The organism is Mesorhizobium sp. 1B3 (genome assembly GCF_050958605.1).
GTDB lineage: Bacteria > Pseudomonadota > Alphaproteobacteria > Rhizobiales > Rhizobiaceae.
In genome coordinates this window covers 398,141-423,678 of sequence record NZ_JBJHDO010000005.1, presented here as the reverse complement: position 1 = coordinate 423,678, position 25,538 = coordinate 398,141, and the positions used below count along the sequence as shown (strand labels likewise).

General features: G+C 62.3%; 23 protein-coding genes. 10 read left to right on the top strand and 13 right to left on the bottom strand.

What is annotated here, in order from left to right; all coding sequences use genetic code 11:
- The first annotated feature begins 18 nt into the window (after positions 1-18).
- Genes ACCO56_RS16665 through ACCO56_RS16655 form a run of 3 tightly spaced genes read left to right on the top strand, consistent with a single transcriptional unit; the run spans position 19 to position 2,487 of the window.
- Positions 19-1,014 carry a TRAP transporter substrate-binding protein gene (locus ACCO56_RS16665; protein WP_433641905.1) on the top strand — a complete coding sequence of 332 codons (996 nt, stop codon included), beginning with the start codon at positions 19-21 and terminating at the stop codon, positions 1,012-1,014.
- Positions 1,011-1,553, top strand: a complete 543-nt coding sequence (locus ACCO56_RS16660; RefSeq protein WP_433641904.1) for a TRAP transporter small permease — start codon at positions 1,011-1,013, stop codon at positions 1,551-1,553. Before ACCO56_RS16665 ends, ACCO56_RS16660 begins: the two co-directional genes overlap by 4 nt.
- On the top strand, positions 1,534-2,487 hold the full coding sequence (locus tag ACCO56_RS16655) for an ornithine cyclodeaminase family protein (protein WP_433641903.1): 954 nt from the start codon (positions 1,534-1,536) through the stop codon (positions 2,485-2,487). Before ACCO56_RS16660 ends, ACCO56_RS16655 begins: the two co-directional genes overlap by 20 nt.
- 28 nt (positions 2,488-2,515) lie before the next feature.
- On the opposite strand, the gene ACCO56_RS16650 is transcribed toward ACCO56_RS16655, so the two are convergent.
- Positions 2,516-3,439, bottom strand: coding sequence for a LysR substrate-binding domain-containing protein (locus tag ACCO56_RS16650; RefSeq protein WP_433641902.1), 924 nt, complete (start codon positions 3,437-3,439; stop codon positions 2,516-2,518).
- A gap of 175 nt (positions 3,440-3,614) precedes the next feature.
- Here ACCO56_RS16650 and katG point away from each other — a divergent pair, with 175 nt between their 5' ends.
- Positions 3,615-5,789, top strand: a complete 2,175-nt coding sequence (gene katG, locus ACCO56_RS16645) for a catalase/peroxidase HPI (protein WP_433641901.1) — start codon at positions 3,615-3,617, stop codon at positions 5,787-5,789.
- Between the two features lie 80 nt (positions 5,790-5,869).
- Here katG and ACCO56_RS16640 read toward each other — a convergent pair whose 3' ends face one another.
- Positions 5,870-6,046, bottom strand: a complete 177-nt coding sequence (locus ACCO56_RS16640; RefSeq protein ID WP_433641900.1) for a hypothetical protein — start codon at positions 6,044-6,046, stop codon at positions 5,870-5,872.
- Between the two features lie 280 nt (positions 6,047-6,326).
- On the opposite strand from ACCO56_RS16640, the gene ACCO56_RS16635 reads away from it, so the two are divergent.
- A complete protein-coding gene (locus tag ACCO56_RS16635; protein WP_433641899.1) occupies positions 6,327-7,349 on the top strand; it encodes a LacI family DNA-binding transcriptional regulator in 1,023 nt (340 codons plus the stop codon).
- A 29-nt stretch (positions 7,350-7,378) separates the two neighbouring features.
- Here the strand turns inward: ACCO56_RS16635 and ACCO56_RS16630 are convergent, their stop codons facing one another.
- The 9 genes from ACCO56_RS16630 to ACCO56_RS16590 form a co-directional block, all read right to left on the bottom strand.
- Positions 7,379-8,197 (bottom strand): ABC transporter ATP-binding protein, encoded by an 819-nt coding sequence (locus tag ACCO56_RS16630; protein WP_433641898.1) that lies wholly within the window; start codon positions 8,195-8,197, stop codon positions 7,379-7,381.
- Positions 8,194-9,984: a dipeptide/oligopeptide/nickel ABC transporter permease/ATP-binding protein gene (locus ACCO56_RS16625; RefSeq protein ID WP_433641897.1), complete on the bottom strand. Its 1,791-nt coding sequence runs from the start codon at positions 9,982-9,984 to the stop codon at positions 8,194-8,196. The genes ACCO56_RS16630 and ACCO56_RS16625 overlap by 4 nt, the downstream gene beginning before the upstream one ends.
- Positions 9,985-10,020: 36 nt before the next feature.
- Positions 10,021-10,965 (bottom strand): ABC transporter permease, encoded by a 945-nt coding sequence (locus ACCO56_RS16620; RefSeq protein WP_433641896.1) that lies wholly within the window; start codon positions 10,963-10,965, stop codon positions 10,021-10,023.
- Positions 10,966-11,065: 100 nt separating this feature from the next.
- Positions 11,066-12,568 (bottom strand): ABC transporter substrate-binding protein, encoded by a 1,503-nt coding sequence (locus ACCO56_RS16615; protein WP_433641895.1) that lies wholly within the window; start codon positions 12,566-12,568, stop codon positions 11,066-11,068.
- Positions 12,569-12,756: 188 nt separating this feature from the next.
- On the bottom strand, positions 12,757-13,104 hold the full coding sequence (locus ACCO56_RS16610; RefSeq protein ID WP_433641894.1) for a cupin domain-containing protein: 348 nt from the start codon (positions 13,102-13,104) through the stop codon (positions 12,757-12,759).
- Complete coding sequence (locus ACCO56_RS16605; protein ID WP_433641893.1) at positions 13,101-14,132, bottom strand: quinone oxidoreductase family protein; 1,032 nt, start codon at positions 14,130-14,132, stop codon at positions 13,101-13,103. Before ACCO56_RS16605 ends, ACCO56_RS16610 begins: the two co-directional genes overlap by 4 nt.
- A 37-nt stretch (positions 14,133-14,169) precedes the next feature.
- Entirely contained in the window at positions 14,170-15,063 is an 894-nt protein-coding gene (locus ACCO56_RS16600; RefSeq protein WP_433642023.1) for a 3-keto-5-aminohexanoate cleavage protein, read from the bottom strand.
- Positions 15,064-15,074: 11 nt separating this feature from the next.
- Positions 15,075-15,827, bottom strand: a complete 753-nt coding sequence (locus ACCO56_RS16595) for an SDR family NAD(P)-dependent oxidoreductase (protein ID WP_433641892.1) — start codon at positions 15,825-15,827, stop codon at positions 15,075-15,077.
- 7 nt (positions 15,828-15,834) lie between these two features.
- Positions 15,835-16,710 carry a dioxygenase gene (locus ACCO56_RS16590; RefSeq protein ID WP_433641891.1) on the bottom strand — a complete coding sequence of 292 codons (876 nt, stop codon included), beginning with the start codon at positions 16,708-16,710 and terminating at the stop codon, positions 15,835-15,837.
- Between the two features lie 316 nt (positions 16,711-17,026).
- Between ACCO56_RS16590 and ACCO56_RS16585 the strand changes: the two genes are divergently transcribed.
- Complete coding sequence (locus tag ACCO56_RS16585; RefSeq protein ID WP_433641890.1) at positions 17,027-18,400, top strand: amidohydrolase family protein; 1,374 nt, start codon at positions 17,027-17,029, stop codon at positions 18,398-18,400.
- A gap of 21 nt (positions 18,401-18,421) precedes the next feature.
- Complete coding sequence (locus ACCO56_RS16580) at positions 18,422-19,789, top strand: amidohydrolase family protein (RefSeq protein ID WP_433641889.1); 1,368 nt, start codon at positions 18,422-18,424, stop codon at positions 19,787-19,789.
- 255 nt (positions 19,790-20,044) lie between these two features.
- Here the strand turns inward: ACCO56_RS16580 and ACCO56_RS16575 are convergent, their stop codons facing one another.
- Positions 20,045-21,217, bottom strand: coding sequence for a peptidoglycan-binding protein (locus ACCO56_RS16575; RefSeq protein ID WP_433641887.1), 1,173 nt, complete (start codon positions 21,215-21,217; stop codon positions 20,045-20,047).
- Positions 21,218-22,574: 1,357 nt separating this feature from the next.
- Between ACCO56_RS16575 and ACCO56_RS16570 the strand changes: the two genes are divergently transcribed.
- The 3 genes from ACCO56_RS16570 (at position 22,575) to ACCO56_RS16560 (ending at position 25,333) form a co-directional block, all read left to right on the top strand.
- The gene (locus tag ACCO56_RS16570) at positions 22,575-23,837 is read left to right on the top strand and encodes an FAD-binding protein (protein ID WP_433641886.1); all 1,263 of its coding nucleotides are present in this window, start codon (positions 22,575-22,577) and stop codon (positions 23,835-23,837) included.
- Positions 23,786-24,196, top strand: coding sequence for a GMC family oxidoreductase (locus ACCO56_RS16565; RefSeq protein ID WP_433641885.1), 411 nt, complete (start codon positions 23,786-23,788; stop codon positions 24,194-24,196). Before ACCO56_RS16570 ends, ACCO56_RS16565 begins: the two co-directional genes overlap by 52 nt.
- Positions 24,197-24,553: 357 nt before the next feature.
- Positions 24,554-25,333, top strand: coding sequence for a UTRA domain-containing protein (locus tag ACCO56_RS16560; RefSeq protein ID WP_433642022.1), 780 nt, complete (start codon positions 24,554-24,556; stop codon positions 25,331-25,333).
- Here ACCO56_RS16560 and ACCO56_RS16555 read toward each other — a convergent pair.
- Positions 25,299-25,538 carry a hypothetical protein gene (locus ACCO56_RS16555; RefSeq protein WP_433641884.1) on the bottom strand — a complete coding sequence of 80 codons (240 nt, stop codon included), beginning with the start codon at positions 25,536-25,538 and terminating at the stop codon, positions 25,299-25,301. The two genes, ACCO56_RS16560 and ACCO56_RS16555, sit on opposite strands and share 35 nt — an antisense overlap.

Genomic DNA, 25,538 nt, shown 5'->3' with positions numbered 1-25,538 from the left:
CGAGGAAAGGGGAATAACATGGTGAGGAAACATCTGACGGCCTGTGCTGCCGCGCTTCTAGCATCGGCCGCGCTGTTCGCCGCCAAGGCCGCATCGGCAGAGGAGATCCGCCTCGCGGTGGGCTGCCCGGCGGTTCCGCAATGCGCCGACTGGGTCTGGGCCGAAGACGTCGCAAAGCAGCTCAACGAGGCGGGGCTGGAAGCCAAGGTTTATGTCGGCGGCGCACTGGGCAAGGACCCGGAGCTGGTCGACCAGCTTTCGCAGGGTCTGCTGCAATTCGCCCTGACCAACTTCGTCATGATCAACGAAGTCGATCCTCGCGTGCAGGGTTTCATCACGCCCTACATGTTCGACGACATGCCGCACATGTTCCGCGCCTTGGAAGAGACCGACCTGCTGGCCCCGATCTCGGCAAAAATGGAAGAGCAGGGCGTGAAGATCGCTGCACTGACTGGTCTCGGCGGCACAGTCGGGTTCTTCAACACCAAGAAGCCAATCGAAAAGCCGGCGGACTTCGAGGGCCTCCGGATGCGCGCGATCGATTCCTCGCAGATGGAACTTTTGAAGAACTGGGGGGCATCCGGCGTCGTGGTCGACATGCCCGAATTCACCACAAGCGTTCAGCAGGGAATGGTCGACGGCTATGTGAACCCGCCTGCCGTCGCCTTCATCTTCAAGCACACCGATTTCCTGAAATACTACACCGACGCCGGTGCGGGCACGCCCTTTCGCTCGGCGCTGATGTCGAAGGATTGGTATGACGGCCTATCGGCCGAGGACCGTGCCAAGGTCGACGAAGCCGTCAGGCAGGCCAACCTCCGCAATCGCGAGTGGACCGAGAAGGCTGCCGCGCAGGAACTGACGCAGCTCGAGAAGCTGGGTGTCACCGTAACCGAACTTACGCCGGAAGCGCGCGCCGAATTCGTTGAGCGCGCCAGGAAAACCTGGCCGCTGCTGATGCCGGCAGACTCCGTCGACGCCTTCGTGGCGGCCGCGGAGAAGACCCGGAAATGAACCGTGCCGGTCGCGCGATCGTCGCTGCCAGCAACGCCGTCGACCGCCTCTGCCTGACGCTGGCGAAGGCGGCGTTGGTCGGCATAGTCGGGTCAATCGCTCTGCAGGTCGTGGCGCGCTATGGCTTACGTTCACCGCCGAGCTGGACCGAGGAGCTCGCCCGATACCTCATGGTGTGGGGTGGGCTTCTCGGCGCCACCGCAGCCTTCCGGCGCGGCATCGACCCAGCGGTCACGCAGCGTCCCGAGACAGGCAGAGGCTGGTCCGTACAGTTCGCCAGAGCGACCCTGACCTCATGCGTGCTGCTTTTCCTCGTGCCTATCCTCTACTTCTCTTTCTTCGGGCCGGGCTTCGATCCTTCCCGCAGCTTTCTCATGCGCAACCTTGCTCGCACCTCATCGGGGCTGGGGATGAACCTCATTGTCATCGCGGCTGCGATCCCAACCTTTTGCATCGTCGTCATCATCCATCTCGCGGCGCGGATCGTCGGTGGTCCGGCGAAAACACAGGTAGCCGAGCATGCAGCTGATATCGTCTGACCAGGTCTATGCGTTGCTGCCGACGGTGGACTGCATCGACATCATCGAGGCGACGATGATTGCCGTTTCGCGGGGTGAGGCCAATCTGCCGCCGCGGTCGATCATGCCGCTTGGAAATGGCAACGCCATGGGCATCATGCCGGGTGGGCTTGCGGAGCCCCATATCCACGGCATCAAGCTGGTCAGCCTTTACCCGGAAAACCCGAAGCTTGGCTTGTCCAGCCACCAGGGCATCATCCTGCTGTTCAATACGCGTGACGGCCGCCCCATAGCCGCTATAGATGGAGCGAGCGTGACCGCACTACGAACGGCGGCCGCCAGCGCCGCTGCGACGCGTGCGCTGTCGCGCGCCAATTCGCGCGTGCTGGCGATCCTCGGCGCCGGCGAGCAGGCCGACCATCATTTGCCGGCCCATCTCACGGTGAGGCCGTTCGAGGAGGTTCGCGTATGGACGAGGACGTTCGCCAATGCAGAGGCGTTCGTGGCCCGGCATGCACCGTCCGCAGCGTCGATCCGTGCGGTTGCGAGCGCGCAGGAAGCGGCGCGCGGCGCCGATGTCGTGGTGACAGCCACTGCTTCACCTACTGCGATACTGCAGGGCGAATGGCTTGAGGCCGGCCAGCACATCAATCTTGTCGGCGCGAGCGTCGCGTCGGCGCGCGAAATCGACGATGAAGGCATAGCGCGAGGACGGTACTTCGTGGACACGCTAGCCGGGGCCAAGGCGCAGGCGGGCGAATATATCGATGCCCTGAAGGCCGGCGCGATCGCCGGGGATCATATTCTCGGCGAGATCGGCCGCGTCTATGACGGCACACTGCCCGGCCGCCTCGATGATCGCGATGTCACGATTTACAAGTCTCTCGGGGTCGCTGCGCAGGATTTAGCGGCCGCATACGAGGTTCTCGATCGCGTCGGTCGAAACGTGACTTAGGATTCCCAGGCGAGGGAATGGGGCAAACTCAACCCTTAAGAAGATCCTGCACTTGACGCTGCTTTCCCAGCCCAACCTCGCGAACGATCTCGGCAATTTGAGTGAACTGCGACGACAGTGGATTTGTCTTGCGCCACACTATTCCTATGGTTCTGGAAGGTCGGGGCTCAGGCAGGCGAACCATGCAGACGTTGGAGGACCGGCTCTCGGTGTAAACCGCGATTTGCGGCACGAGAGTAACGCCGATCCCGGCACCAACCATCTGGACAAGAGTGGACAAGGAGCTCCCCTCCATCAGTTCGCGCGGAGGAGAAGCCGCGATGTTGCAGAATGAGAGGGCCTGATCCCTGAAGCAGTGGCCTTCTTCGAGGAGCAGCAATTTCATTTCGTGAAGTTTGTCTGCGCTGGGGACCGGTTTGCCGGCATCTTCAAGTGGCCGCGCCAAGATGAATTCCTCATCGAAGAGCGGCGTCTCTGCAAGAGCGGGCTCGGAAACCGGTAACGCGACGATGGCGGCATCGAGCCGGGCTTCGAGCAAGTCCGCGATCAGCTTCTGTGTCACCGCTTCCCGCGGCCGCACGTCCAACCCCGGATAGCGCCGGGTGAGCGTCGTGATGACATCCGCCAGCAGATAAGGAGCGACAGTAGGAATGATGCCGATGCGAAGATGGCCAGCCAACGGCCCATCTGCCGCGCGGGCCACTTCCTGCAATTCGTCGATCGAGCGTAGAATCTCGCGAACCCTTTGCGCGAATTGCTCGCCGAGGCTGGTCAATCGGATTTGCCGCCCTCCTCTTTCTACGAGAGGCGCCCCGATCAGCTCTTCCAAATCCTTGATCTGCACGGACAATGCCGGCTGGGATACTGCGCAGGCCTCCGCCGCGCGCCCGAAGTGGCCCAATCGCGCCAAGGCATCGAAATAGCGCAGGTGCTTTATGGTCATTCCAATCATAAGCATTTCATATCGGACTCTTTAGAAGATACAATTGGAAATTATGGCAGCGATTGGCTATTGCGGATAAACTGCTGGTGGATCTCGATGGTTACGACCGCTTGGGAAGGGCGGTCCTTGCTATGGCCACTTTCAGTTGCGCCTTTCTATCTTGGGGATCCATCTGGAGAGCAACATGGACGCAAAATTGGAATCGGCCGGCAAGTGTCCGGTCATGCATGGCGGCAACACCGCCTTTGGCCAATCTGTCATGGAATGGTGGCCCAACGCGCTGAACCTGGACATCCTGCACCAGCACGACACCAAGACCAATCCGCTGGGCAAGGACTTCAACTATCGCGAGCAACTGAAAAAGCTCGACGTCGAAGCTCTCAAAGCAGACCTTCGCGCGCTGATGACCGACAGCCAGGACTGGTGGCCTGCGGATTGGGGCAGCTATGTGGGCATGATGGCCCGCGTCACCTGGCACGCTGCAGGGTCCTACCGCACCTCAGACGGCCGCGGCGGCGCCAATACCGGCAACCAGCGTTTCGCTCCGCTCAATTCCTGGCCCGACAACGTCAATACCGACAAGGGCCGCCGCCTGCTGTGGCCGATCAAGAAGAAATACGGCAACAATATCTCCTGGGCCGACCTGATCGCGCTGGCTGGAACGATCGCCTATGAGGTTGCGGGCCTGAAAACCTTCGGTTTCGCGTTCGGCCGCGAGGATATCTGGCATCCGGAAAAAGACACCTATTGGGGTGACGAGAAGGAGTGGCTGGCCCCGAGCGACACCCGCTATGGCGACGTCACCAGGCCCGACACGCTGGATAACCCGCTTGCCGCCGTGCAGATGGGCCTGATCTACGTGAACCCCGAGGGTGTGAACGGGAAGTCCGATCCGCTGGCGACCGCCGCACAAATGCGCGAGACTTTCGCCCGCATGGGGATGAACGATGAAGAAACAGTGGCGCTGACCGCCGGGGGCCACACCATCGGCAAGACCCACGGCAACGGCAATCCGTCCGATCTCAGCCCCGACCCCGAGGCTGCCGGGCCCGAATATCAGGGCCTTGGCTGGATGAACACCAAGGGCCGGGGCATCGGCCGCAACACGGTGGTTTCGGGCCTTGAAGGCGCCTGGACCAGCGAGCCGACCAAATGGGACAATGGTTTCTTCAAGATGCTGTTCGAACACGACTGGCATCTGGTGAAGAGCCCGGCTGGTGCGACCCAGTGGGAGCCGGTATCTATTGCCGAAGAGGATAAGCCGGTCGACGTGGAAGATCCTTCGATCCGCCATAACCCCATGATGACCGATGCGGACATGGCGCTGAAGGTGGACCCGATCTACCGCGAGATCTCCCTGCGCTTCATGAACGACTTTGAAGCGTTCTCGGACGTCTTTGCCCGCGCCTGGTTCAAGCTGACGCACCGCGACATGGGACCAAAGACCCGCTATCTTGGTCCCGACGCGCCCACCGAAGACCTTGTCTGGCAGGATCCGGTACCCGCTGGCCCCAGGGACTACGACGTCAACGCCGTCAAGGCCAAGATCGCTACTTCGGGCCTTTCAGTGTCCGATCTGGTCACCACCGCCTGGGACAGCGCGCGCACCTTCCGCGGTTCGGATTTCCGCGGCGGCGCGAACGGCGCCCGCATCCGCCTTGCCCCGCAAAAAGACTGGGAAGGCAATGAGCCGGCGCGCCTGGCCCGCGTTCTGTCGGTGCTCGAGCCCATCGCGGCCCAATCCGGCGCAAGCCTCGCGGACGTGATCGTGCTGGCGGGCAACTACGGCGTAGAGCAGGCGGCCAAGGCTGCGGGCTTCGACGTTGAAGTGCCCTTTTCCCCCGGCCGTGGTGATGCGAGCCAGGAGCAGACCGAGGCGGAAAGCTTTGCGCCGCTGGAGCCGCTCGCTGACGGCTTCCGCAACTGGCAGAAGCAGGATTATCTGGTCAGTCCGGAAGAGCTGCTGCTGGACCGCGCCCAGCTCATGGGCCTGACCGCGCCCGAGATGACCGCGCTGATCGGCGGCATGCGGGTGATCGGCACCAACCATGGCGGAACATCCCACGGCGTCTTCACCGACCACGTGGGTGCGCTGACGGCGGACTTCTTCGTCACGCTGACAGACATGGGTTATTCCTGGGTGCCGACAGGCAACAATCTCTACGAGATCCGGGATCGTAAGACAGGAACGCCGAAGTTTACGGCTACGCGCGTAGATCTCGTCTTCGGCTCCAACTCCATCCTGCGGGCCTATGCCGAAGTCTATGCCCAGGACGACAACAAGAAAAAGTTCGTCGAGGATTTCGTCGCCGCGTGGACAAAGGTTATGAACGCCGACCGTTTCGATCTGCTTTCATAAACCAGCTTACCAACCTCATGACCCCCTTCCTCGGTTTCAACCGAGGAAGGGGGTGCTTGTTTTTTGCCAACGGCCTGTTTCTAATCGTTGGCCGGATCGTTCGCCGGGTTGCCCTTCTGCTTGTCGTGGCGCTCTGAAGGTGCTGTCCCGCTGCGTTCCCGTGCATGAGCGTCTGGACCGGCCACGATGGTGCCGGGCTTGGTGCTGTCCCGCCGCTCACCTTCCTTGCGATCAGAGTGTCGAGCCTCTTTTGCCATTATGTGCAACCTCCTTGGACTGTCGTGGTAAACGGGGTCGGCATTGCATTGTTCCGGCGGCGGTCCTGGAAGGCATCGCGTCTTCGGATGTGATTGCTGGCTCCCGGATGATCGATGTATGACGCCTGTGAACATCGACAAGCTCCCCGTAACGAAGGAGCATTCATGCTAATCCCTGTTAACGCACGGTCTGCACGCACTTCCCGGTTCCGGCTTCACGCTACTTGTGCTTAAAAATGCCAGACAAGTTATGAGCGTTTTTCGCTATGAAGGAATGCGCATGCAGCGGGCAGCCGGAACGACAATAAAGAAGATTGCGGAGGAACTCGGCGTTCATCCGTCAACCGTATCTCGCGCATTGAATCCTTCGACACGTGCCTTGATCGGCAAGGAAACCAGTGAGCGGATAACGCGGGCCGCCAAGAAGCTTGGTTATTATCCCAACGCTGCTGCGGCCAGTCTGCGTACGGGACGCTCCAAGTTGATTGGCGTGTTTTTGCCCGACATCAGCAACCCGGTTTTTTCTCCAATCCTCAGCGGGATCGCGGAAGTGACATCCGATGCCGGCTTCGCGACGATCGTCGCCGATGTCAGCGCTGAGTCGCGCAGGCAGACGGAGATGATGTTCGAACTCGTCGCACGACGCGTGGAGGGATTGGTGCTCGCGACGGTGAGCCGTAACGACAATCTGGTGCAACAGTGTATTAACGAAGGACTTCCCGTCGTTCTGGTGAACCGTGCCGAGAGCCTGATGCGGGTGTCTTCAGTGACTTCGGATGACGCTCACGGAATGCGGCTGGCGATCGAGCATCTCCATTCCCTCGGTCATCGCAAGATCGGCCATCTCGCGGGTCCGCAGCACCTGTCTACGGGCTTCCTGCGCAGCAACGGCTTCAAGGAAGCCGTGGCAACACTTGGGATCGACCCGATCGATGCGCCGATCGTCGAAAGCGAGGCCTATACTCGTCCGGCTGGCGCGGCGGCAATGCGCGCCTTGCGCGAGCTGAAGCCGCACCTGACCGCGGTGGTCGCTTCCAACGACCTCGTTGCGCTCGGCGCGTACGACGCGCTCCATGCCGCGGGCCTGAGCGTCCCGGACGACATATCTGTCGTGGGGCACAACGACATGCCGCTGGTCGACATGGTGCATCCACCGCTCACCACGATCCGCATCAGCCATCGCGAACTCGGTCGCGAGGCGGCGCGATTGCTGATGAGCGAGATCAATCATGACGGTGGCGCAAGGCGAAGCATCGTGCTGGCGCCCGAACTGGTGGTGCGCGGCTCGACGCGCAAGGCGTAGTCAAGCGGGGTGGCGGTCTCTACGGTGCTTCAGGCCGCGGTCTTGCCCGGAAACCGCGGGATGGCGTCTAGCAGGGCGCGGGTGTAGTCGTTGCGCGGCCGTTCGAAGACGTCTTCCACGCTGCCGAGATCGGTGAACCGGCCATGCTGGAGCACGCCGACGTGATGGCACAGATTCCGCACCACTCCCAGGTCGTGTGAAATGAACACGTAGCTCAAGCCGCGCTCCTCCTGCAGGCGACGCAGCAGCCCGATGACCTGCGCCTGGGTAGAGACGTCCAGCGCACTGACGGCCTCGTCGCAGATGACCAGGCGTGGATCGCACGCCAAAGCGCGGGCGATCGCCACGCGCTGCTGCTGGCCGCCGGAGAGCTCGTCGGGATAACGATCGCCGAGATGGCGGGGCAATCCGACATCGTCGAACAGCCGGGCGACGCGGTCGTCCAGTTCGCGGCCCTGCAGTCCCAGATGGAACCCGACGGCTTCTCCCACCGTGTCGCGCGCCAACATGCGGGCATTGAGCGACAGGCGCGGGCTCTGGAACACCACCTGCACGGCGCGCCGATAGGAGAGCGGCGTCTTGCCTTGCGGCCAGTCTGTGATCTTCTGCCCCTCGAAGGTGATGCTGCCCGAGAGCACCGGAATCTGTCGTAGCACCGCCTTGCCAATGGTGCTCTTGCCGGAGCCGGATTCCCCGACCAGCCCGAAGGTCTCACCCCGCCTGACGGAGAAGGAGACGCCATGGACGACCTGGCCGTAGCGCGGCGTGCCCCAGATGGAGCGCCCCTTCTCGTAGCGGATGGTGAGGTCCTCTACCTGCAGAATGACGTCGTCGACCAAAGCGCTCATCGCATCGTCACCATGGGGCCGTCCAGCATCTCTCTCGCGCGCAGCAACTGGCGGGTATAGGCGTGCTGCGGATCGGCAAAAATATCCGCGGTGGTTCCCTCCTCGACGAGTTCGCCGAGCTTCATGACGCCGACTCGGTCGCAGAGCTGGGCGACGACAGCGAGATCGTGCGTGATGAAAAGAACCGACATGCCCATCGTCTCGCGCAGCCGTAGCAACAGGTCGAGCACCTGTTTCTGCACGGTGGCGTCGAGTGCGGTCGTCGGCTCGTCGGCGATCAGCAGTCTGGGCTTGCAGATCAGTGCCGCGGCGATCATCGCGCGCTGCGCCATGCCGCCGGAGAACTGGTGTGGATAGTCATTGAGACGGTTGCGGGCATCGACGACCCCGACGAGATCGAGCAGCTCGGCCGCCCTCTCGAGCGCCTGCTTGCGCGAGATGCCTTCGTGGCGGACGAGTCCCTCGATCATCTGGTCACCGACCTTGTGGACGGGCGACAGCGCCATCATCGGGTCCTGGAACACCGCGCCGATGTCGCGGCCCCGGATCGCCCGCATCTGAGGTTCCGGCAGACCGATCAGTTCCCGCCCGCCGAGAAGGATGGAGCCGTCGGCCACGCGGCCCGGTCGCGGCACTTGGCCCAGGATCGCGGCTGTGGTCATCGACTTGCCCGAACCGGATTCGCCGACCAGGCCGTAGATCTCGCCCGGCGCGATCGAGAAGGAAACGTCGTTGACCACCTTCTGGAACGCGCCCATATGGCCGGGGAATTCGACGTTGACATGCGACAGACGAAGCACGCTTTCGGGCTTGCGTACCTCCGTATCGGCCGAGTCCTGGGGGGCGTTCACGACTGGCGCGGCCGCAGGCGCGGGCTTGTTACGCCTGCTGATGACGAGATCGCTGTTGAACGCGTCGCGGAACCCGTCGCCGAGCAGATTGAAGGCGAGCACGGTGATAGTGATCGCCGCACCCGGCACGAGAGACAGAAGCGGCTGCTGGATCTGGAAACGGCGCGCATCGTCCAGCATCGCCCCCCAGCTCGGGCTGCCCGTGGCAACGCCCAGCCCAAGGAAGCTCAGCATCGCTTCCAGCAGGATCGCCACGCCGGCGAGGATCGACGTCTGAACCGCGATGGGGCCGATGGCATTGGGCAGGATATGACGGAACAGGATACGCGGCACCGAGTAGCCCTGGATCTCGGCCGCCTGCACATAGGGCTTCGGGCGCTCGGCAAGGACCACGGCGCGGGTCAGGCGCAGATACGACATCGCGAAGCCGAGGCTGACCGCGAGCATCGCGATGGTCAGGCCGCGTCCGAAGATGGCAATGAAGGTAAAGGCGAAGAGCAGCATCGGGATCGCCTGCTCGACCTCGACGAGGCGCATGACGACGCGATCCCACCATCCGCCGCGATAGGCAACGAAAAGGCCGATCGGCACGCCGACCAGCAAAGCCGGCCCGACCGCCATGGCCACGGCATGCAGCGCCACGCGTCCGCCCCACATTGCCCGCGACAGGAGATCGCGACCGAGATCGTCCGTTCCCAGCCAGTTCTGGGCCGAGAAGCCCTGCAGGCGGCGCATCACGCTCGACGCATTCGGATCGTGCGGGGCCAGATAGGTGGCGAAGATCGCGACGATCACCAGCAGGATGACCCAGCACAACGCGAACACCGTAGCAGGCTGGGCAAGCAGCCGCGCGAAGAAGCCCGGTCGCCGGTCGCTTGTCTCTGCAAGCGCCGCCTCGAGCGGCGCCTCCAGCGAGTTGGCTGCTAGGTCGCTCATCTCAGGATGCCTCCATCATGGATGCCGTGGCCGCGATCATTCCGGCCTCACCTTTGGATCGATAAGCCCGTAGCCGATGTCGACGATCAGGTTAACCGAGATGATGAAGACGGCGACCACGACCACCACGGCTTGGAGAACAGGCGTGTCACCGCGGTTGATCGAGTCGAGGATCAGCGAACCGAGGCCAGGCACCGAGAATACCTTCTCAATCACGAAGGAGCCGCTCAGCATCAGGGCCGTGAGCATGCCGATGATTGCGAGCACAGGCATCATCGCGTTCTTGAGGCAGTAGCGCATCACCAGCCGTCCGCGCGGGCAGCCGCGCGCCGTCAATGCGCGCGCATATTGCGAGTCGAGCTGTGCGAGCATCGACGATCGGGTATGCCGGGCGATGTTGGCCGTCGCCCCGAGACCGAGCGCCAGACACGGCAGGATGAAACCTCTGATCCAGGGCCAGATGCCGGCGGAGGGCGGCCTGTAGCCGGCGGCCGGCAACAGCCGCATCTGTACGGCGAAGAACAGCACCAGGAGCAGCGCGAGCCAGAAGCCGGGCATGGCGAGCAGCACCGAGACCATGCCGGTGAGCGCGCGATCAATCAACGAGTTGCGGTTGAGAGCCGCGATCACGCCGGTCGGCACGCCGAGCAGCACCGCGATGAAAATGCCGCCGAGAGCCAGCGTCAGCGTTATCGGCAGGCGGTGCGCAATCTCCGCGGACACATCCAGCCCGGTGACGTAGGAGCGGCCGAGATCGCCGCGCAGGGCATTGCCGAGCCACTCGAAGAACAGGACCGGCGCCGGCCGGTCGAGCCCCATCTCCGCGGTCAGGCGGGCTACGGCTTCCGGTGTGGCGCCGTCGCCGAGGATTGCGGCCGGCGCCTGCACCGGAACGAAGCGGAAGAGGATGAATGCGACCAGCGCCACAAGGACGACGACCGGAACCGCGGCGACGGTTCTAGCGAATGTCAGTTTCCACATCCCAGCCTCGCTCGATGATCATGGAAGAAATCGCCTGTCCTCTTGCTGACGGACAGGCGAGCGGCAGAGCCGCTACACCCGTATCGTCACCTGGCCATCGTCACCTGGCCATCTTCACGTCCTTGTAGCGCAGGGCCGAAGGCTCCCAGGTGGTCGTGGCGATTTCGGCAATGGTCTCGCCGTTGTAGTGGACCACACCCGCAGTATCAAAATAGCCGCAATCGAGCGCCTCGTCATGGATGATCTGCGTCATTTCCTGAAGCAGCGCAGGCTGCTCTTCGGCCGGCGCCTTCAGGGCAAGTTGATAGAGCTCCTCCAGCCGCGCCGGGGGCTCGACTTTGAACGTGTTCGCCGGGCCGTCCTTGGCGAAGCGGAACGGGTAGTAGTTGAACATGCCACCGTTCTCGGGCGTCATCGTGTTGACGATGAAGGGGTAGCGGCCTGAGTAGAAGCTCTGGAAATATTCCGGCGTCGGCATCATGACGATCTCCGCGTCGACCCCGATCATGCCGAAGCTCTCTTTGGTCAATTCAGAGATGATGCGCATGAAGTCGGGGCTGGGGAACTGCATCGACAGCTCCGAGACGCCGGCTTCCGCGAGCAGCGCCTTGGCGCCTTCGATGTCGTATTCATAGGCTTTCAGGCCGGGCACGTGCGCGGGATCGCCCTCGTCGAAACGCTGGCTCGGAAATTTGAGCAGGCCGTCGTAGCGCGCGGCATTGATGTGTTCCAGCGGCATCGCCATGCACAGCGCCTTGCGCACGCGCACGTCGCCGAGCTTGCCGCTGCGGTCGAACATAAGCAGGTGATAGCGCAGCGTGCTCCAGACATGGTTGGAGAAGCCCTGCGCCTCGGCGGTCGGCATCTGCGTCGGGTCCCCGTCGACCGCATCTACCTGGCCGGCCAGCAGCGCGTTGTAGCGCGAGGCTGCATCAGGCAGGTAGGAGAGCTCGACGCGCTTCGGACCAACTGATTCCGGATCGTAATAATCCTCGAAATAGTCGAAGACATAAGTCGAGCCGGAGACGGTCTCGGACTGGTTGAAGACGTAGGGGCCGGTGCCAACAGGTTCGCGCTCCCAGATGCCGTCAGCCAGCGCCTTCGGGCTGATCATGTTCAGACCGCGCTGCGTCAAGATATAGGGAAGCGACGGGCTCGGGCGCAGCAGGTCGAAGCGAACGGTGTAGTCGTCGACCTTGACCACCTTGTCGATGCCGCCGATAGCTTCGCGCCAGCGGTTGGACGCCTTCTTCACGTTCTCGATATTGGCGATCACGGCATCGGCATTAAAGGGCGTGCCGTCATGGAAGACCACGTTCTCGCGCAGCTTGAAGGTGATATCCGTCGAGGTCACGGTCCATTCGGTGGCGAGCGCCGGCTGGATCGTCGCGCCGTCGGGCGCTATACGCATCAGGCCTTCATAAACGAGCTGCGTATAGGTGGTGTTCGGAGGAAGCTGGGGATTCCAGCCTTGGGGTTCGAAACCGATACCCCAGCGCAAGGTCCCGTGGGGTTCCGCATAGGCGGCACCGCCGAAGCATGCGATGGCGATGCAGCTTGCAGCAACGGCATATTTAGCGCAATCGATTGCTTTCCTGAGCATTTGGCACTTTCCCCTTCAGAGCAGCGAATTTCCTCAGTTAACTTGAGGATTCGCTCATTTTGTGTTCCCGAGATGCAATGGCATTTGCAGCTGTTTTCCGAAATCCGTAAGTCAAGGTGCGAACGATTGCAAGCCTGACATGGGCGATCTGGAAGTCCGGACAAGCTCGCCGTTTTGAGCCATTCCGATCACGTCTTTTCCTTCGCCAGCGGCATGCAGAGAACGATCCGCGCCGGAAGCTTGCCGCGGTTCTCGAGGAGACGCGCCTCCCCCGGCGCGATACGGCAACTATCGAGCTTGCGAAGCACGGCTTCCTCATCCTCGGTGCTGACGACAACCTCGCCTTCGACTACCAGATAGAGCTTCTCATAGGGCGAGGCCGAGAGCGACGTATGGCCGCCCGGCGCGATCTCGGACATGCCCATCCAAAGAGTTTCGGACGGTCCGGCCTCCATGCCCTGAAGGCGCAGGCAACGCATGTCGAAATGTCCTGACGGGTGGTATTGCGGTGCAGCCTCGATCGGGGTCACGTTCATTGCGCCGTCTCCGGCATGATGAAGACGCGGTCGCGGCTCGAGGACATGACGGCCCTGTAAGCGTCGGCTATCCGGTCCAGCGCGAACTGAGCGCCCGGCGTCACCGCGAACGGCTTCAGCGCTCCGCTTTCGAAGCCCGGCAGCAGTTCCCGCAGGACGTTGCCCGTCTCCGCGCAGGACAGCGCCAGCGTGTCGATCCCGTGATAGCTGTGGCGTCCACGATAAAACTCGAAGATGTTGAAGTCGACCACGGGATTGATCGCGGCGATCAGGATCTGCCGGCCGAGCTTGGCAAGGCTCCTGTGGGCGGCGGCGAAATACGGGTCGCCGACCGTATTGAAGACGATGGACGCGCCGCGTCCGCCGGTCAGCGCCATCACGCGTTCGGCCACGTCCTCGCTGCTCGCGTCAACGATTTCGACGGGAGACACGGAGTGACCGGCATAGTCTTCCGGCCGGCGGACCACGCCGATCACCCGCCCGCCGCGCCAGGTCGCGATCTGCGTGGCGGCCTGCCCGACCTTGCCATTGACGCCCATGATCACCACGACGTCCCCGGCAGCAGGCAGGCCCGCGCGGCGAAAACCCTCGATGGCGGTCACGAAAGGCACCCCGATGCCGGCAGCCTCGGCAAAGCCCATGCCTGCCGGCTTGGTCACAAGCCCTTCCCGGGGCACAATCACATGCGTGCCGTGGCTTCCGTCGCGGCGGATGCCGAGATCGCCGGATGAGCCGAAAACCTCTTTGCCGATAAGATCGAACGGCCCGGCGACCACCGTTCCCGCGAAGTCGCGTCCCGGCGTGCGCGGAAACACGGCATAGGGCATGAGGCCCATCGCCGCCTTTACGTCGGAAGGATTTACGGCCGCCGCATGAACCCGGATAACGGCCTCATCGCCGGCCTTTAGGGTGAGCGGGCCGGTCTCGATTTCGGGATTAAGGGCATGGACGTCGGCCGTCTTCGCGAGGAGGCGCGCGCGCGTGGCCGGTGTTTCGAAGGGTACGCCCGCGGAGGCTGCAAAGTTCAAGACAAGACTCCCGAATGAACTGAAAGAATGATGTGCGTCAAGACGTCGGCGCCGGCGGCAACGACAGCATGGCGCGCGCCTCTGCGGTGCTCGCGAGCTCGCCGCCCAGATCCTCGATGATGCGCCTGCCCTTTCTGACCAGCGCCGCGTTCGAGCGCGCCAGCTCACCGCGCGAAAGATAAACGCCGTCTTCGAGGCCAACGCGCGCGTGTCCACCGGCCAGAAAGGACTGCGCCACCATGGGAAAAGCGGCGCGACCGATGCCGATCGCCGTAAAGCGCGCGCCGCCCGGCAGCAGATCGCGGGCATAGAGCACCGTCTCCGGCGAGGGCTGGAAGCCGTATTTCACGCCGAGCACAAAAGAGCAGAGCACGGGGCCGGCGAGCGTGCCGTCGGCCAGCAGGTCGTGCATAAAGGCAATGTCGCCGCTGTCGAACAGCTCGATCTCGGGCAAGGCGCCGGCGTCCCGGATCACTTTCGCCATGCGGCGCACGTTACGCGGCGTGTTGATGACGACCTCTCCGCCGGAATTCATCGTGTTGAGGTCGAGCGTGGCGATCTCCGGCTTGAGCGCCGCGATGTGGCTGACGCGCCGCTCCGGCGCCATTAGCGTGGTGCCAGGTCCAGCCACCTTGGGGTCTTCTTCCGAGGGCACGAAACGTCCGCCGGGCCCGGTCGTCAGGTTCAGGATCAGATCCGGCCGCGCCTTGCGCAATGCGCCGACGACCTGTGCATAATAGTCAAGTTCCATCGATGGACGCCCGGTTTCGGGGTCACGCACATGGATATGCACCACAGCCGCGCCCGCTTCCGCCGCCTCCAGCGAGGAATCAATAATCTGCGCGGGCGAGATCGGCAGATAGGGGGTCTGGTCCGGCTTCGTCAGGTTGCCGGTGATGGCGCAGGTGAAGATCACCTTACCCTTGTTCATTGCGGCGCCCGTCACAAAAGCCTCCCGCCGTCCACCACCAGCGTGGTTCCCGTGGCGTAATGCAGATGCGTGGCGCAGGCCACGATCGCGTCAGCAATGTCTTCCGCGGCGGCGACACGCTTCAGCGGGATCGTCTGGCCGATCTTGCGATTGAACTCCGCGTCGCGGCCCGGCACGAAGCCGGTGTCGACCACGCCGGGCGAGACACCCATCACACGGATCGACGGGGCCAGCGCCCGCGCCAGCGACCTTACCAGCGTCTCGGTTCCGGCTTTTGCCGCGCAATAGGCGATGTTGGACCCGGCACCGTTGCTCGCGGCAATAGACGATACAAACACCGCCAGCGCGTCGGTACTGTCTTTCAGCAGCGGCATCAACTCGCGCATCGTGGCAAACTGTCCGCGCCAGTTGACGGCGAACATGCGATCGATGAAGTCGTCGTCCAGCGCATCGAGATCGGCATGGGGGATGGCCTTGGTGAAGCCTGACGCATGCACCAGGGTGTCTATGCGGTCGAACCGCGCCTCCAACTCCCCCCGCAAGGTCCTAAGCGACGCGGTGTCTGCCACGTCGGCCTCGAACGCGGCGTATCCCCTGCCCTCGAGCTCCGCCTTTAGCGCGGCGATCTCGCCCGCATTGCGTTCGCCGCGGCGAAACGTGACGGCAACGGTCGCGCCGGCCCGCGCAAATGCCGCCGCGGTTGCCGCGCCAATGCCTCCATTACCGCCGACAACCAGAACGATCCTGCCCGCAACGCTACGCATGGTGAACCTACTTTATCGGAGGAACGGGCAGCCGGGCCTCGCCGGGCTGCATGACGAATTCGTAATCGAGCACGCAGCACTCGTCGGCTGCGCCCTCGTTCTGCATCTCGTAGCGTCCGACCAAAGCCGGCGTGACGCCGAAGACGGGATCGTATTCGAGGTGAGGATCGTCCCCGGGGAAGACCTGGGTGACGAGCGTTTTATAGCCTTCGCGAAACACCAGAAAATGCAGATGGGCTGGCCGCAGCGGCTGACGGCGCTGGGCACGCAGCATGTCTCCGGTTGGGCCGTCCATCGGCACCGGGTAACCCGCAGGCCGGACGCTGGTGAAATGGAAGCGGCCGTCAGAGTCGGCGGTGAAGACCCCCCGCAGGTTCATCTCGGCCTGCCGCTGGTCCTGGTTCTCGTAGAGCCCGGTCGGCGAAGCCTGCCAGACATCGACGCGCGCGCCCGCAATCGGATTGCCCGCGCGGTCGCGAACCAGTCCGCGCATCAGCAGGGGCGTTCCCGGCGTCGGGCAGCGCAGCAGACTGGCGCCGCTTTCCAGCTCCGGCGCGTTGAGCCGCCAGAACGGCCCGAGCAGGGCCGACGCGGTCTCGGTCGCCCCGCCGGCGCCGTTGTTCATGAGGCACACCAGCGTCGAGACGCCGAGCGCGTCGGAGAACAGCGCGGCCTCGTTGTGGCGGTCGTTGCTCGCCTGCCCGATCCGGTTGAGGAAATCGAACGCGAATTCGAGCTCTTCCTCCGTGACGCGCACCTCGCGGACGAACGCATGGAGATGCCGCACCAGCGCCGACAGGATTTGGGAGTGGCGGGCATCGGGCGCTTGGCCGATGGCCTTCAGCACCGCTTCTGTAACATCGCTCTGATCCTGAATAAGCATCGATCCGCCTCGCTGACTGTGCTCAGGCTAACAGCAATCGATTGCACGATGTCAACCGCAAAATTCGATTATTGGCAGGCATCTCGTTGACCCTGGTCCATTTCGACAACATTTCTGGCGGCATTGACGCGGCAGAGGTCAATACCTAAGCTGCAATCGATTGCGGTCCTTACTGGGATTTGGCGGTCTGGACCTGCATTCCGGCGGACGGGTTCGTGCGCGGAAAAATGACCGGAGGGCGGCGAGTTCTCGCCGCCTTGTCGTAATTGGCGCCGTATGGCATCGGCTGGCGCGGACAATAGTTGGAGCTGACATCTTGAAGAAGACGCTTATAAAATGTGGCTGGCTGATCACTCAGGACCCGGCGGTCGGGGATTTCAACGACGGCGAGCTGCTCATCCAGGGCGACCGCGTTTTGGCTGCGGGGAAGGCGCTCGACGCCGCGCATGACGAGGTCATCGACGCGTCGGAAATGATCGTCATGCCGGGCCTGATCAATGGCCACATCCATGTGTGGCAGTGCGGCCTTCGTGGCATCGGCTCGGAGTGGATGGGGCCGGACTATCACGCCAACATCCATGCCAACATTGCCACCAAATACGGTCCGCGCGACAATTATCTCGGCAATTTGGTCGGTTCGCTCGCTCAGATCGACAGCGGCGTCACCACGGTCGTCGATTTCTGCCATAACCTGAAATCGCTTGAGATGGCCGAAGCGGCGATCGACGGGCTGGAGGAATCCGGCATTCGCGCAGTGTTCGCGCACGGAACCGCCAAGCCGCCTGCCGCTCCCGGCGAGACTCCCTTCACCCATGTGCCGCATCCGCGCGACCGCATAGAGGCGCTGCGCAACGGCCGCATGGCGTCCGACGAACAGCGTGTGACGCTGGCAATGGCGATCCTCGGACCGCATTACGGCACGCAGGAGGTGTTCGAGAAAGACGTTCAACTCGCCCGCGAGTTCGGGCTGATCTCGACCTCCCATGCGACCAAGCCGAACGACAAGTGTATCTCGCCGCGCGGCTATCTCGCGCTCGCCAAGGCAGGACTTCTTGGACCCGACCACAATATCGTCCACGGCAACTATATCGATGACGAAGAGCTGAAGGCGATCGCCGATTGCGGGGCGACCGTCACGGCCACCGTGCTCGTCGAGCTGCATGGCCACGCGCCCGACCCGCTCGTCATGCGCATGCGCGCGCTGGGCTCGATGCCCTCCATCGGCATCGACGTCGAGCCGATCGTCACCGGTGACATGTTCCGCGAGATGCAGGCCGCACTCTCGCATGCACGCTGGTCGGCCCACCGGGACAACGCGGCCGAGGGCAAGCCATCGCTTTCCACCATGCCCGTGCGCTCGCGCGAGGCGCTCGAATGGGCGACGATCGGGAACGCGAAGGCGATGGGCATCGACAACAGGGTCGGCACGCTGGCGCCCGGCATGAAAGCCGACATCACCATGCTGCGCGCGCGCGACCTCAACATCTTTCCCGTTCACGACCCGATCTACACGATCGTGGAGCAGGCCGGGGCAAAGAACGTAGACACCGTCATCATCGACGGCGTGGTGCGCAAGCGCGCGGGCAAGCTCCTCTTCGAAGAGGCGTTGCTTGCACGGCGCATGGACGAGATGCGCGCATCCGCACTGCGGGCGATGGACGAAGCCAATTTCAAGCTCAAGGCCGCCTGAACGGACGGGGAGGGAAAGAAAATGAAGAAGACACTCATTCGGTGTGGCTGGATCGTCTCGCTGGACAATGCGATCGGCGATGTCGCGGCGCAGGACATTCTGATCGGCGACGACAAGATCCTGGCGATCGGCGCCGATCTCGGCGAGGCCGACGAGATCGTCGATGCGCGCGAGATGATCGCCATTCCCGGCATGGTCGACGCGCATCTGCACACATGGGAAACGGGTCTCAAGGCGATCGGCTGTGACTGGCGCCAAGGCGAGTACCTGCGCGACGTCTTCGCCGGCATGAGCACCTATTTCGAGCCGGACGACAACCATATCGCGACGCTTGCCGGCGCGCTCAGCCGGCTCGATGCCGGCGTCACCACCCTTCTCGATTATTGCCACAACGTGCGCTCGACCGAACAGGCGGAGCGCTCGGTGGACGCGCTGGAGGAATCGGGCATCCGTTCCGTCTTCTGCCTCGGCACCGGCGTCTACCGTCCCGACCAGCAGCCGACAGAGGCCGAGTTGCAGCGAATCCATCCGCGCGACCGGGTCGAGCAGATCCGGAACCGGCTCTCCAATGACGAGCGCCTCGTCACCATGTCGCTGGCGATCCCGGGGCCGCACTGGGCTGAAGAGCCTTCCATCAGGGCCAATCTGGCGCTGGCACGGGAACTGGGCCTGCGTACCTCCTCCCATGCGACGATGCGCAAGCATCAGGAACTGATGCCGGACGGCTACACGATCTTGACGAAGGAGGGCCTGCTCGGTCCCGACCACAATATCGTGCACGCCAACTATCTGCCGGACGACGAATTGAAGCTGCTGGTCGAGGCGGGAATCACCGTGACCTCGACCGTGCAGACCGAAATCCGCGGCTATGGCCGTCCACCGGCGGTCAGCCGGGTTGTGAATTTCGGCGGCCTGCCTTCGCTCGGTGTCGACGTCGAGCCAAAGATACCTGGCGACATGTTCCGCGAGATGCAGCTTGCGCTCGCTTATGCCCTCAATGAGCGCGTGCGCGAGGATATCGTGAAGCCGGAGAGGCCGGTCGAGAACAAGCCGATCTTCGCTCGCGACGCGCTGAGATGGGCAACGATCGGCGGCGCCGAAGCGCTCGGCCTGGGCCATCGGATCGGCACGCTGACGCCCGGCAAGCAGGCCGACATCGTGCTGCTGCGCGCCAATGACCTCAACCTGTTCCCGGTGCGCAACCCGCTTTTTTCGGTCGTCGAATTTGCTCACGCCGGCAATGTGGATACGGTGCTGGTGGGCGGCGCATTCCGCAAACGTGACGGCAAGCTGCTTTATGGCGAGGACCAGGTCCGCAGGGTACGCGCGCGCCTGTGGGACTCATCCGACCGCATCATCCGCGAAGCAGGTTTTCAAGTTTCTCGGTGAAATCCTGTGGTACCGCCTGATCCACAGTTCGCCTTCGACCTGTGGATCAGGCGAGAGCTATCGTGCCTTTCGGCCTCTCGGCGTATTGCGAGGTGTCCACCACTTTCGACAGGAAGGGGCGTTCTTACCTGGAAGGGTACTCAAGTGTCAGTAGCAGGCGTGTCGCTGGCAATCGGATTCGGGTGACACGCTTTAGGTCTTTGTTTTTGCCGCATTCCCGCGACGCCGACCGAATCCGGTCGGCGACGAAATGCTCTAATCTCGGAATTCCACAACGGTCTTGCCTGGCTCCGCCGAAGAAGCAAGCGTCCTGACATCCCAGTTCGTCAACTCGACACCGCCCTGCTCCGGGCTCTTGCCGATCGCTTCCGGAACGGCCGTACCATGAATAGCGAAGGCTGGATCCGACAACTCGATCCACATGCTACCATCCGGTCCGTTCGGGCCGACCGCCTGCTTCTTGCTTGGCGCCTGGGGAGAGGTCGGCGTCGGCGAAGTTGCCACGACCGTGAGGCTGGCGCCGGGAAACCGCGTGTCGCCAACGCTAGCCGGACTGAAAAGGACGATATTGTTCTCGGCGTCGTAGGCGCGAAGCTCACCCTCTGACATGTCGACTTCCATCCGAGCGATTTTCGCCGTCGGCTCCGGGCCGAGGGCCGGCACGAGCAACTTGCTTCCTGCGGCCGTGAAATCTGCCTTTGGGTTCAGACGCCGGAGAAGATCGTCATCGATATGAAATTTTTCAGACAGCTTTTCGACTGCGTCGCGATAGCCGCGCCCTTGCGCTTTGGCAGGTTCGGCATCCGGAATTGCCTGGCCATACCGGCCGTTGATGTCATCTGCGGCAATTTCATATGTCCGTGTAGGCTTTTCCCCATCCTTGGCCAGTGTTGCCCAGGTCTGTGCATCGGGCTCGCCATCAACCGGCAAGCCTCGCAGCTCTTCATAGGCGGCGATGGCCTTGCGCGTATTCTGGCCCAGGAACCCGTCGATCACGCCCGGAGAAACGTGGGCACGATCCAGCAGGATCTGAAGACGAACCAGGAAGGGATCGGGATCCCCCTGCGCTTGCTCTGCCTTCTTTTCGGCTTCTTCCAGCACATTCGGGTCAGCCTTGATCTGGGCCTGGGCTTCGTCCGGCACATCGGTGGACTCCTGAGGTGTCTCGACCACGACATCGGGCTGCCCCGGAACTGGAACCTGTGCGTCTTCCGCCGAGCCCGGTTTCTCGTCCAACGGATTGTCCGACACCTCGACTTCACCCGTCTGGGGATCGATTTCAAGGACAGCCGATCCAATCTGCCTACGTTTACGCCATTCCTCGAACGTCGCGCTGTCGATCGCCTCCCCGGTCATCGAAGGCGAGGCGAAGGCAACGTCTGTAACCATGGTGATAGTGGAGAGGATCACGACGGAGATGATTTTCATCTTGTTTCCGATTGGAGCAACGCGGCGGTTCAAGTTAGCGACAACGCACCCCAAAGGACAAAGTTCAGCCGGTCTGGTCGTTATTTTCGTACGTCTGACCCGCGGGCGCAGAGCGCTCCCATTTGCCGATTTGCTTAGGCTCCTCACCACCGTCCGTAACGGCCGTGTAACACCTTGCGGGAAATATCCGTTGCGGGTCGTTGCTCAAGACCTCCGAACGGGGATGGATCTTAATGCAAGCGAGGCACGTGCAAATCGAGGGACTGGGTTTCATTACCGGCTACGTCGTCGTGAGTGGCGTGGTGACCGAGGCAACTCCGGCCCTTTCGCACTTCATCGGCTGGCGCGATAGTCGCGCGAAGGCATACGCCCGGCGCGAGGGGTGGCGCATCCGCCCTGCCTCCGATGGTTCCCCACCGCAACAATGGTGGCTTGGCTGCAAAGGTATCCCCCCGAGCTTTGGAGAAGTGGCATGATGGAAATCCTAGCAAGCGAGGTGGCCAAGGAACCAGGCTCAGCATCAGAGATGGAGCGGCGGCTCCACTCGGCAACAACGCAACGCTCTTGGGGGGAGCTCCTGTGGGTCAACTGGAACGTATCGCCGGAATCTCCTCTATGCGGACGGCTACGCCTGCTTCCCTGAATTGATCGCGCGTCGCGTGCGCGTACGCTCGATCTGGCGTGCGCAGGACGACACTCCAGGGTTTGGATTTGCCTTCGACGGCCGCAACCACCTCATATGACAGAACGGCCTTGGCGTGGTTCATCGAGGGTTTGCGTGGTGGCATGTCAGTCGAAACCCTTCTTACCGCAGCGCACGCTTCTGGCAGGAGGTGCCTACGCAGTATGCCGCGCGGCATAGCTTGAGAAGCAAGGGTATTGGGGACCCCTTCATGCCGCGCGGCAGACGGATGGCTGGCTGCATCCGCTCAGGCGACGCTATTCGGCATCTGGCCTTTGTGTCTATTGGACTTGGGGGCAATGGCGGGCAGCAATTCGGATGCTTCGGCCAGGACACCTCGCCTCCAACAACTGATGCGGGACCCGGTCCAACGTGGTCTGCCCAGCCTGGAATGTGGGAAGCCGACGCGGCGAGGCTGGCAGCCTCGTACTTGTTGAGCTCGGTCCTCCTTCAAACTTTTTGTCGCGAATCATTTGCCGACAGTCCCTGCCGGTGACTAAACCGCAGATAGGACAGCTTCCAACCTTCGCAACCAATCGGGTGTCGCGGCCGGCACGAAGGTGCATTGCCGACTGCATGGTAACGGCGACCTGCTCCCAACGAAGGCCTTCATGTCCAGGTTGTGATATGCCATGAAGACTCTCGGCGGTTGGCGTCCGTGAAAGCGGCGGTGCCATGATCCTGCACGATTGGGAGCCAGTCCCCAGCGATGTCGACGTCTGTATCGTTGGTTCGGGGCCGGTAGGCCTTGCGCTCGCGCTCAAATGCGCGAACCAGGGCCTCTCGGTTGCCATACTGGAAGCTGGGGAGGAAAGGGAAGCCACAAAGGGCGGTGACGCGCCATACGATGATTCCGTGACGCCACATCACGTGACGCCGTCCCTGGCCGCCGCCAGTGGCCTCGGCGGCACCTCGCGTCTGTGGAGCGGACGATGTGTTCCTTTGGACGACATCGATTTTGAAGAGAGGGCTTTCGTTCCTTTCTCCGGTTGGCCGATCACACGTGCCGATATTTCTGTCTACCATACGGAAGCGTTGGAATTTCTCGGATCCGGCGCTGGCTCGCCTCCTCCATCTGATTGGATACTGGGAGGTAATGTCTCGAACACCGTCCTCGAAAGGTGGAGTTCCGAACCCGACCTGAGCCGCCTACATGGACAGGCCTTGAGGACGTCACAGGATATAAAGGTTTGTACAAGCTGCACCGCAACCGAAATCAAGTTCGATGACGGGCGCCGAGCTACCGCCCTAATCGCCAGACGACGTGGGCACGTTGTCGAAGTCAAGGCTAAGTTCTTGGTGTTGGCAGCCGGGGGCCTAGGCAACACCCGGCTGCTGCTCGCGACTCAGCGCAAATGGCCGCGGAAGTTCGGCGGGCCCGGGGGGCCTCTCGGCGGCTTCTGCACAGGCCATCTCACTGGTTATCTCGCGAAGATCCGCTTCCATCAGCAGGCGCTTGTCCCTGGGTTGTGGTATCAGAAGGGTGCCAGAGGCACTTTCACAAGGCGTCGTCTGTCAATCTCGCCCGAGACACAACGTACACAATCTCTTTTAAATATCGGCTTCTGGCTGGACCCTATCTCAATCGCTGATCCCGCGCATTGTAGCGGCGCCCTCTCGGCAATTTATCTGGGGCTCGAGACTTTGGGGCTCTATAAGCGCCTCGGAAGCGGTTTGGCGCCGTCGACCATTCGCGGGAAATCAGGCGCAAAGCGACAGCACTGGGCAAACATCCGAGGCGACGGAGAGATCATCCCAGGCCTGCTTTCCGTGGTTTCCTGTCGGGTTCGACAGGGGATGGCCACAAGGATGCGCGGGCTAGTCAATCCAACCGGGCATTATCTGTTGCGATTCCATGCGGAGCAGGCCCCGATCCAGCCAACCGCGTGCGGTTGCTGGACGATAATAATGATGCGCCGTTGCCGAACGTTCGGGTGAACTATCGGTTTGCAGAGCGGGACGCAGAGTCTGTGGTGAGGTCCCATGAGGTACTCGACAGATGGCTGCGAGATCACAATCTCGGTTTGCTGGAATACCTCTGCCCACCGCAAGAGCGGCTCGAGCATGTCCTCGAACAAGCCGTGGACGGTTATCACCAGATCGGGCTGACGCGGATGTGCGCCAATTTGCGCCAGGGCGTCGTCGATGCGAATTGCCGCGTGCACGACACGGATAACCTGTTCGTGGCCGGCAGTTCGGTGTTTCCGACGGCAGGCCAGGCAAATCCGACGCTTTCCGCGGTCGCACTGGCAATGCGACTCGCAGACCATATATCGCGACGCCTCGCGCAACGATAGCTGGCTCTGGAGCGCCAAGGCGCCGGTGCTCGGTTCCGTATGCCACGGACGAGCTCGGCGGCAGCGCAAACTTCTCACGCCAGAGCGAGACGATGCAAGCCAAGGCCTCACCCGCAGCCCAAGCACATCCGGGCCATAGGCGCAGGCGCAGAAACCGATGTGCGAGCAACAAACGACACGCCTTTTAGGTGTAATTTCAAACAAAACATTCTTTTTCGTGACCTTAATTATATCACTATCAGCCCTACCAAGCGCGTAATACCCCGGAGCGGTGGATGCCCCTCATCGAAATCGTCCTAGACAGGCGACAAATGGATACCGTAAGTCCAACCTATTGGTATTAATTTTAAAAGGATGATGATTGTGAGCCAGCCGGGCCAGCCGCTCTATGAGCAGATCAAAATGGTGATCGAGAGGCGCATCCAGCAGCAGGAATGGCCTGCTGACTTTCAGGTCCCGGGAGAGGAGATTTTAGCCGCGGAGTTCGGTGCGTCGCCCCTAACTGTTCGACGCGCCCTGCGCGAACTGCAGACCGAAGGAATGCTGGTCCGCATCCAAGGCCGGGGCACTTTTGTTATCGGCCCGCGAATGCAATGCGCGATTTTTAATCTCCAAGACGTATCCGAGGAGATTGAGGAAAGCGGCGGGGTTCATCTAAGCAAGGTGATATCGTTAGGTGCGCTCCCCCCGGACAGTCCGTTAGCTAACTTGCTGCCGGTAGAGCCTGGTACCGCGGTCTACCATTCACGCTTGCTCCACATGGAGGACGGCACCCCCATTCAACTCGAAGATCGCTTCGTCAACGCAGCGATGGCGCCTGACTACCTCAAGCAGGATTTCACGCGCATCACTCCGCATGCATATCTGCTTGGCGCAACTGAAGTCACCTTCGTGGATAATACGATCCGCGCCATCCGGCCAGACGAGCAGGCACGGATGCTCTTGCAGATCGATGGAAACCAGCCCTGCCTGCTGCTCGACCGGCGCACCTGGTGTGGCGACGTCCCCGTCACACGCAGCCGTTTTCTTTATCCAGGTGACCGCTATCGGCTGCGCAGCGCGCACGAGGCGGCTACAACACCTGGCGGTCCCCGCGGCGCCTTCACGCCATCCAACTCTTCACGGAGAATTCGATGAGAATCCGGTTGCCCGCCTTGCGAAACCGCATTGCCATCGCGAACAAGAAATTCTCCCGTTCGGCTGCTGCGTGCAAGGCTGAAATTCGTTGTGGCAAGCTATCCTTCTTCATGAACTCGAAAGCGCGCCATTCACCGCTGTAATCCGGGATTGTCGCTAAGAACCCCAGGCTTCGCTCAAATTGAAGAAAGCCGCGCGCCATCAA

Bases quoted from the DNA above. Each gene is read 5' to 3' on its own strand.
- ACCO56_RS16665 (WP_433641905.1), top strand. From the start codon at position 19: ATGGTGAGGAAACATCTGACGGCCTGTGCTGCCGCGCTTCTAGCATCG.
- ACCO56_RS16660 (WP_433641904.1), top strand. From the start codon at position 1,011: ATGAACCGTGCCGGTCGCGCGATCGTCGCTGCCAGCAACGCCGTCGAC.
- ACCO56_RS16655 (WP_433641903.1), top strand. From the start codon at position 1,534: ATGCAGCTGATATCGTCTGACCAGGTCTATGCGTTGCTGCCGACGGTG.
- ACCO56_RS16650 (WP_433641902.1), bottom strand. From the start codon at position 3,439: ATGATTGGAATGACCATAAAGCACCTGCGCTATTTCGATGCCTTGGCG.
- katG (WP_433641901.1), top strand. From the start codon at position 3,615: ATGGACGCAAAATTGGAATCGGCCGGCAAGTGTCCGGTCATGCATGGC.
- ACCO56_RS16640 (WP_433641900.1), bottom strand. From the start codon at position 6,046: ATGGCAAAAGAGGCTCGACACTCTGATCGCAAGGAAGGTGAGCGGCGG.
- ACCO56_RS16635 (WP_433641899.1), top strand. From the start codon at position 6,327: ATGCAGCGGGCAGCCGGAACGACAATAAAGAAGATTGCGGAGGAACTC.
- ACCO56_RS16630 (WP_433641898.1), bottom strand. From the start codon at position 8,197: ATGAGCGCTTTGGTCGACGACGTCATTCTGCAGGTAGAGGACCTCACC.
- ACCO56_RS16625 (WP_433641897.1), bottom strand. From the start codon at position 9,984: ATGAGCGACCTAGCAGCCAACTCGCTGGAGGCGCCGCTCGAGGCGGCG.
- ACCO56_RS16620 (WP_433641896.1), bottom strand. From the start codon at position 10,965: ATGTGGAAACTGACATTCGCTAGAACCGTCGCCGCGGTTCCGGTCGTC.
- ACCO56_RS16615 (WP_433641895.1), bottom strand. From the start codon at position 12,568: ATGCTCAGGAAAGCAATCGATTGCGCTAAATATGCCGTTGCTGCAAGC.
- ACCO56_RS16610 (WP_433641894.1), bottom strand. From the start codon at position 13,104: ATGAACGTGACCCCGATCGAGGCTGCACCGCAATACCACCCGTCAGGA.
- ACCO56_RS16600 (WP_433642023.1), bottom strand. From the start codon at position 15,063: ATGAACAAGGGTAAGGTGATCTTCACCTGCGCCATCACCGGCAACCTG.
- ACCO56_RS16595 (WP_433641892.1), bottom strand. From the start codon at position 15,827: ATGCGTAGCGTTGCGGGCAGGATCGTTCTGGTTGTCGGCGGTAATGGA.
- ACCO56_RS16590 (WP_433641891.1), bottom strand. From the start codon at position 16,710: ATGCTTATTCAGGATCAGAGCGATGTTACAGAAGCGGTGCTGAAGGCC.
- ACCO56_RS16580 (WP_433641889.1), top strand. From the start codon at position 18,422: ATGAAGAAGACACTCATTCGGTGTGGCTGGATCGTCTCGCTGGACAAT.
- ACCO56_RS16575 (WP_433641887.1), bottom strand. From the start codon at position 21,217: ATGAAAATCATCTCCGTCGTGATCCTCTCCACTATCACCATGGTTACA.
- ACCO56_RS16570 (WP_433641886.1), top strand. From the start codon at position 22,575: ATGATCCTGCACGATTGGGAGCCAGTCCCCAGCGATGTCGACGTCTGT.
- ACCO56_RS16560 (WP_433642022.1), top strand. From the start codon at position 24,554: ATGATTGTGAGCCAGCCGGGCCAGCCGCTCTATGAGCAGATCAAAATG.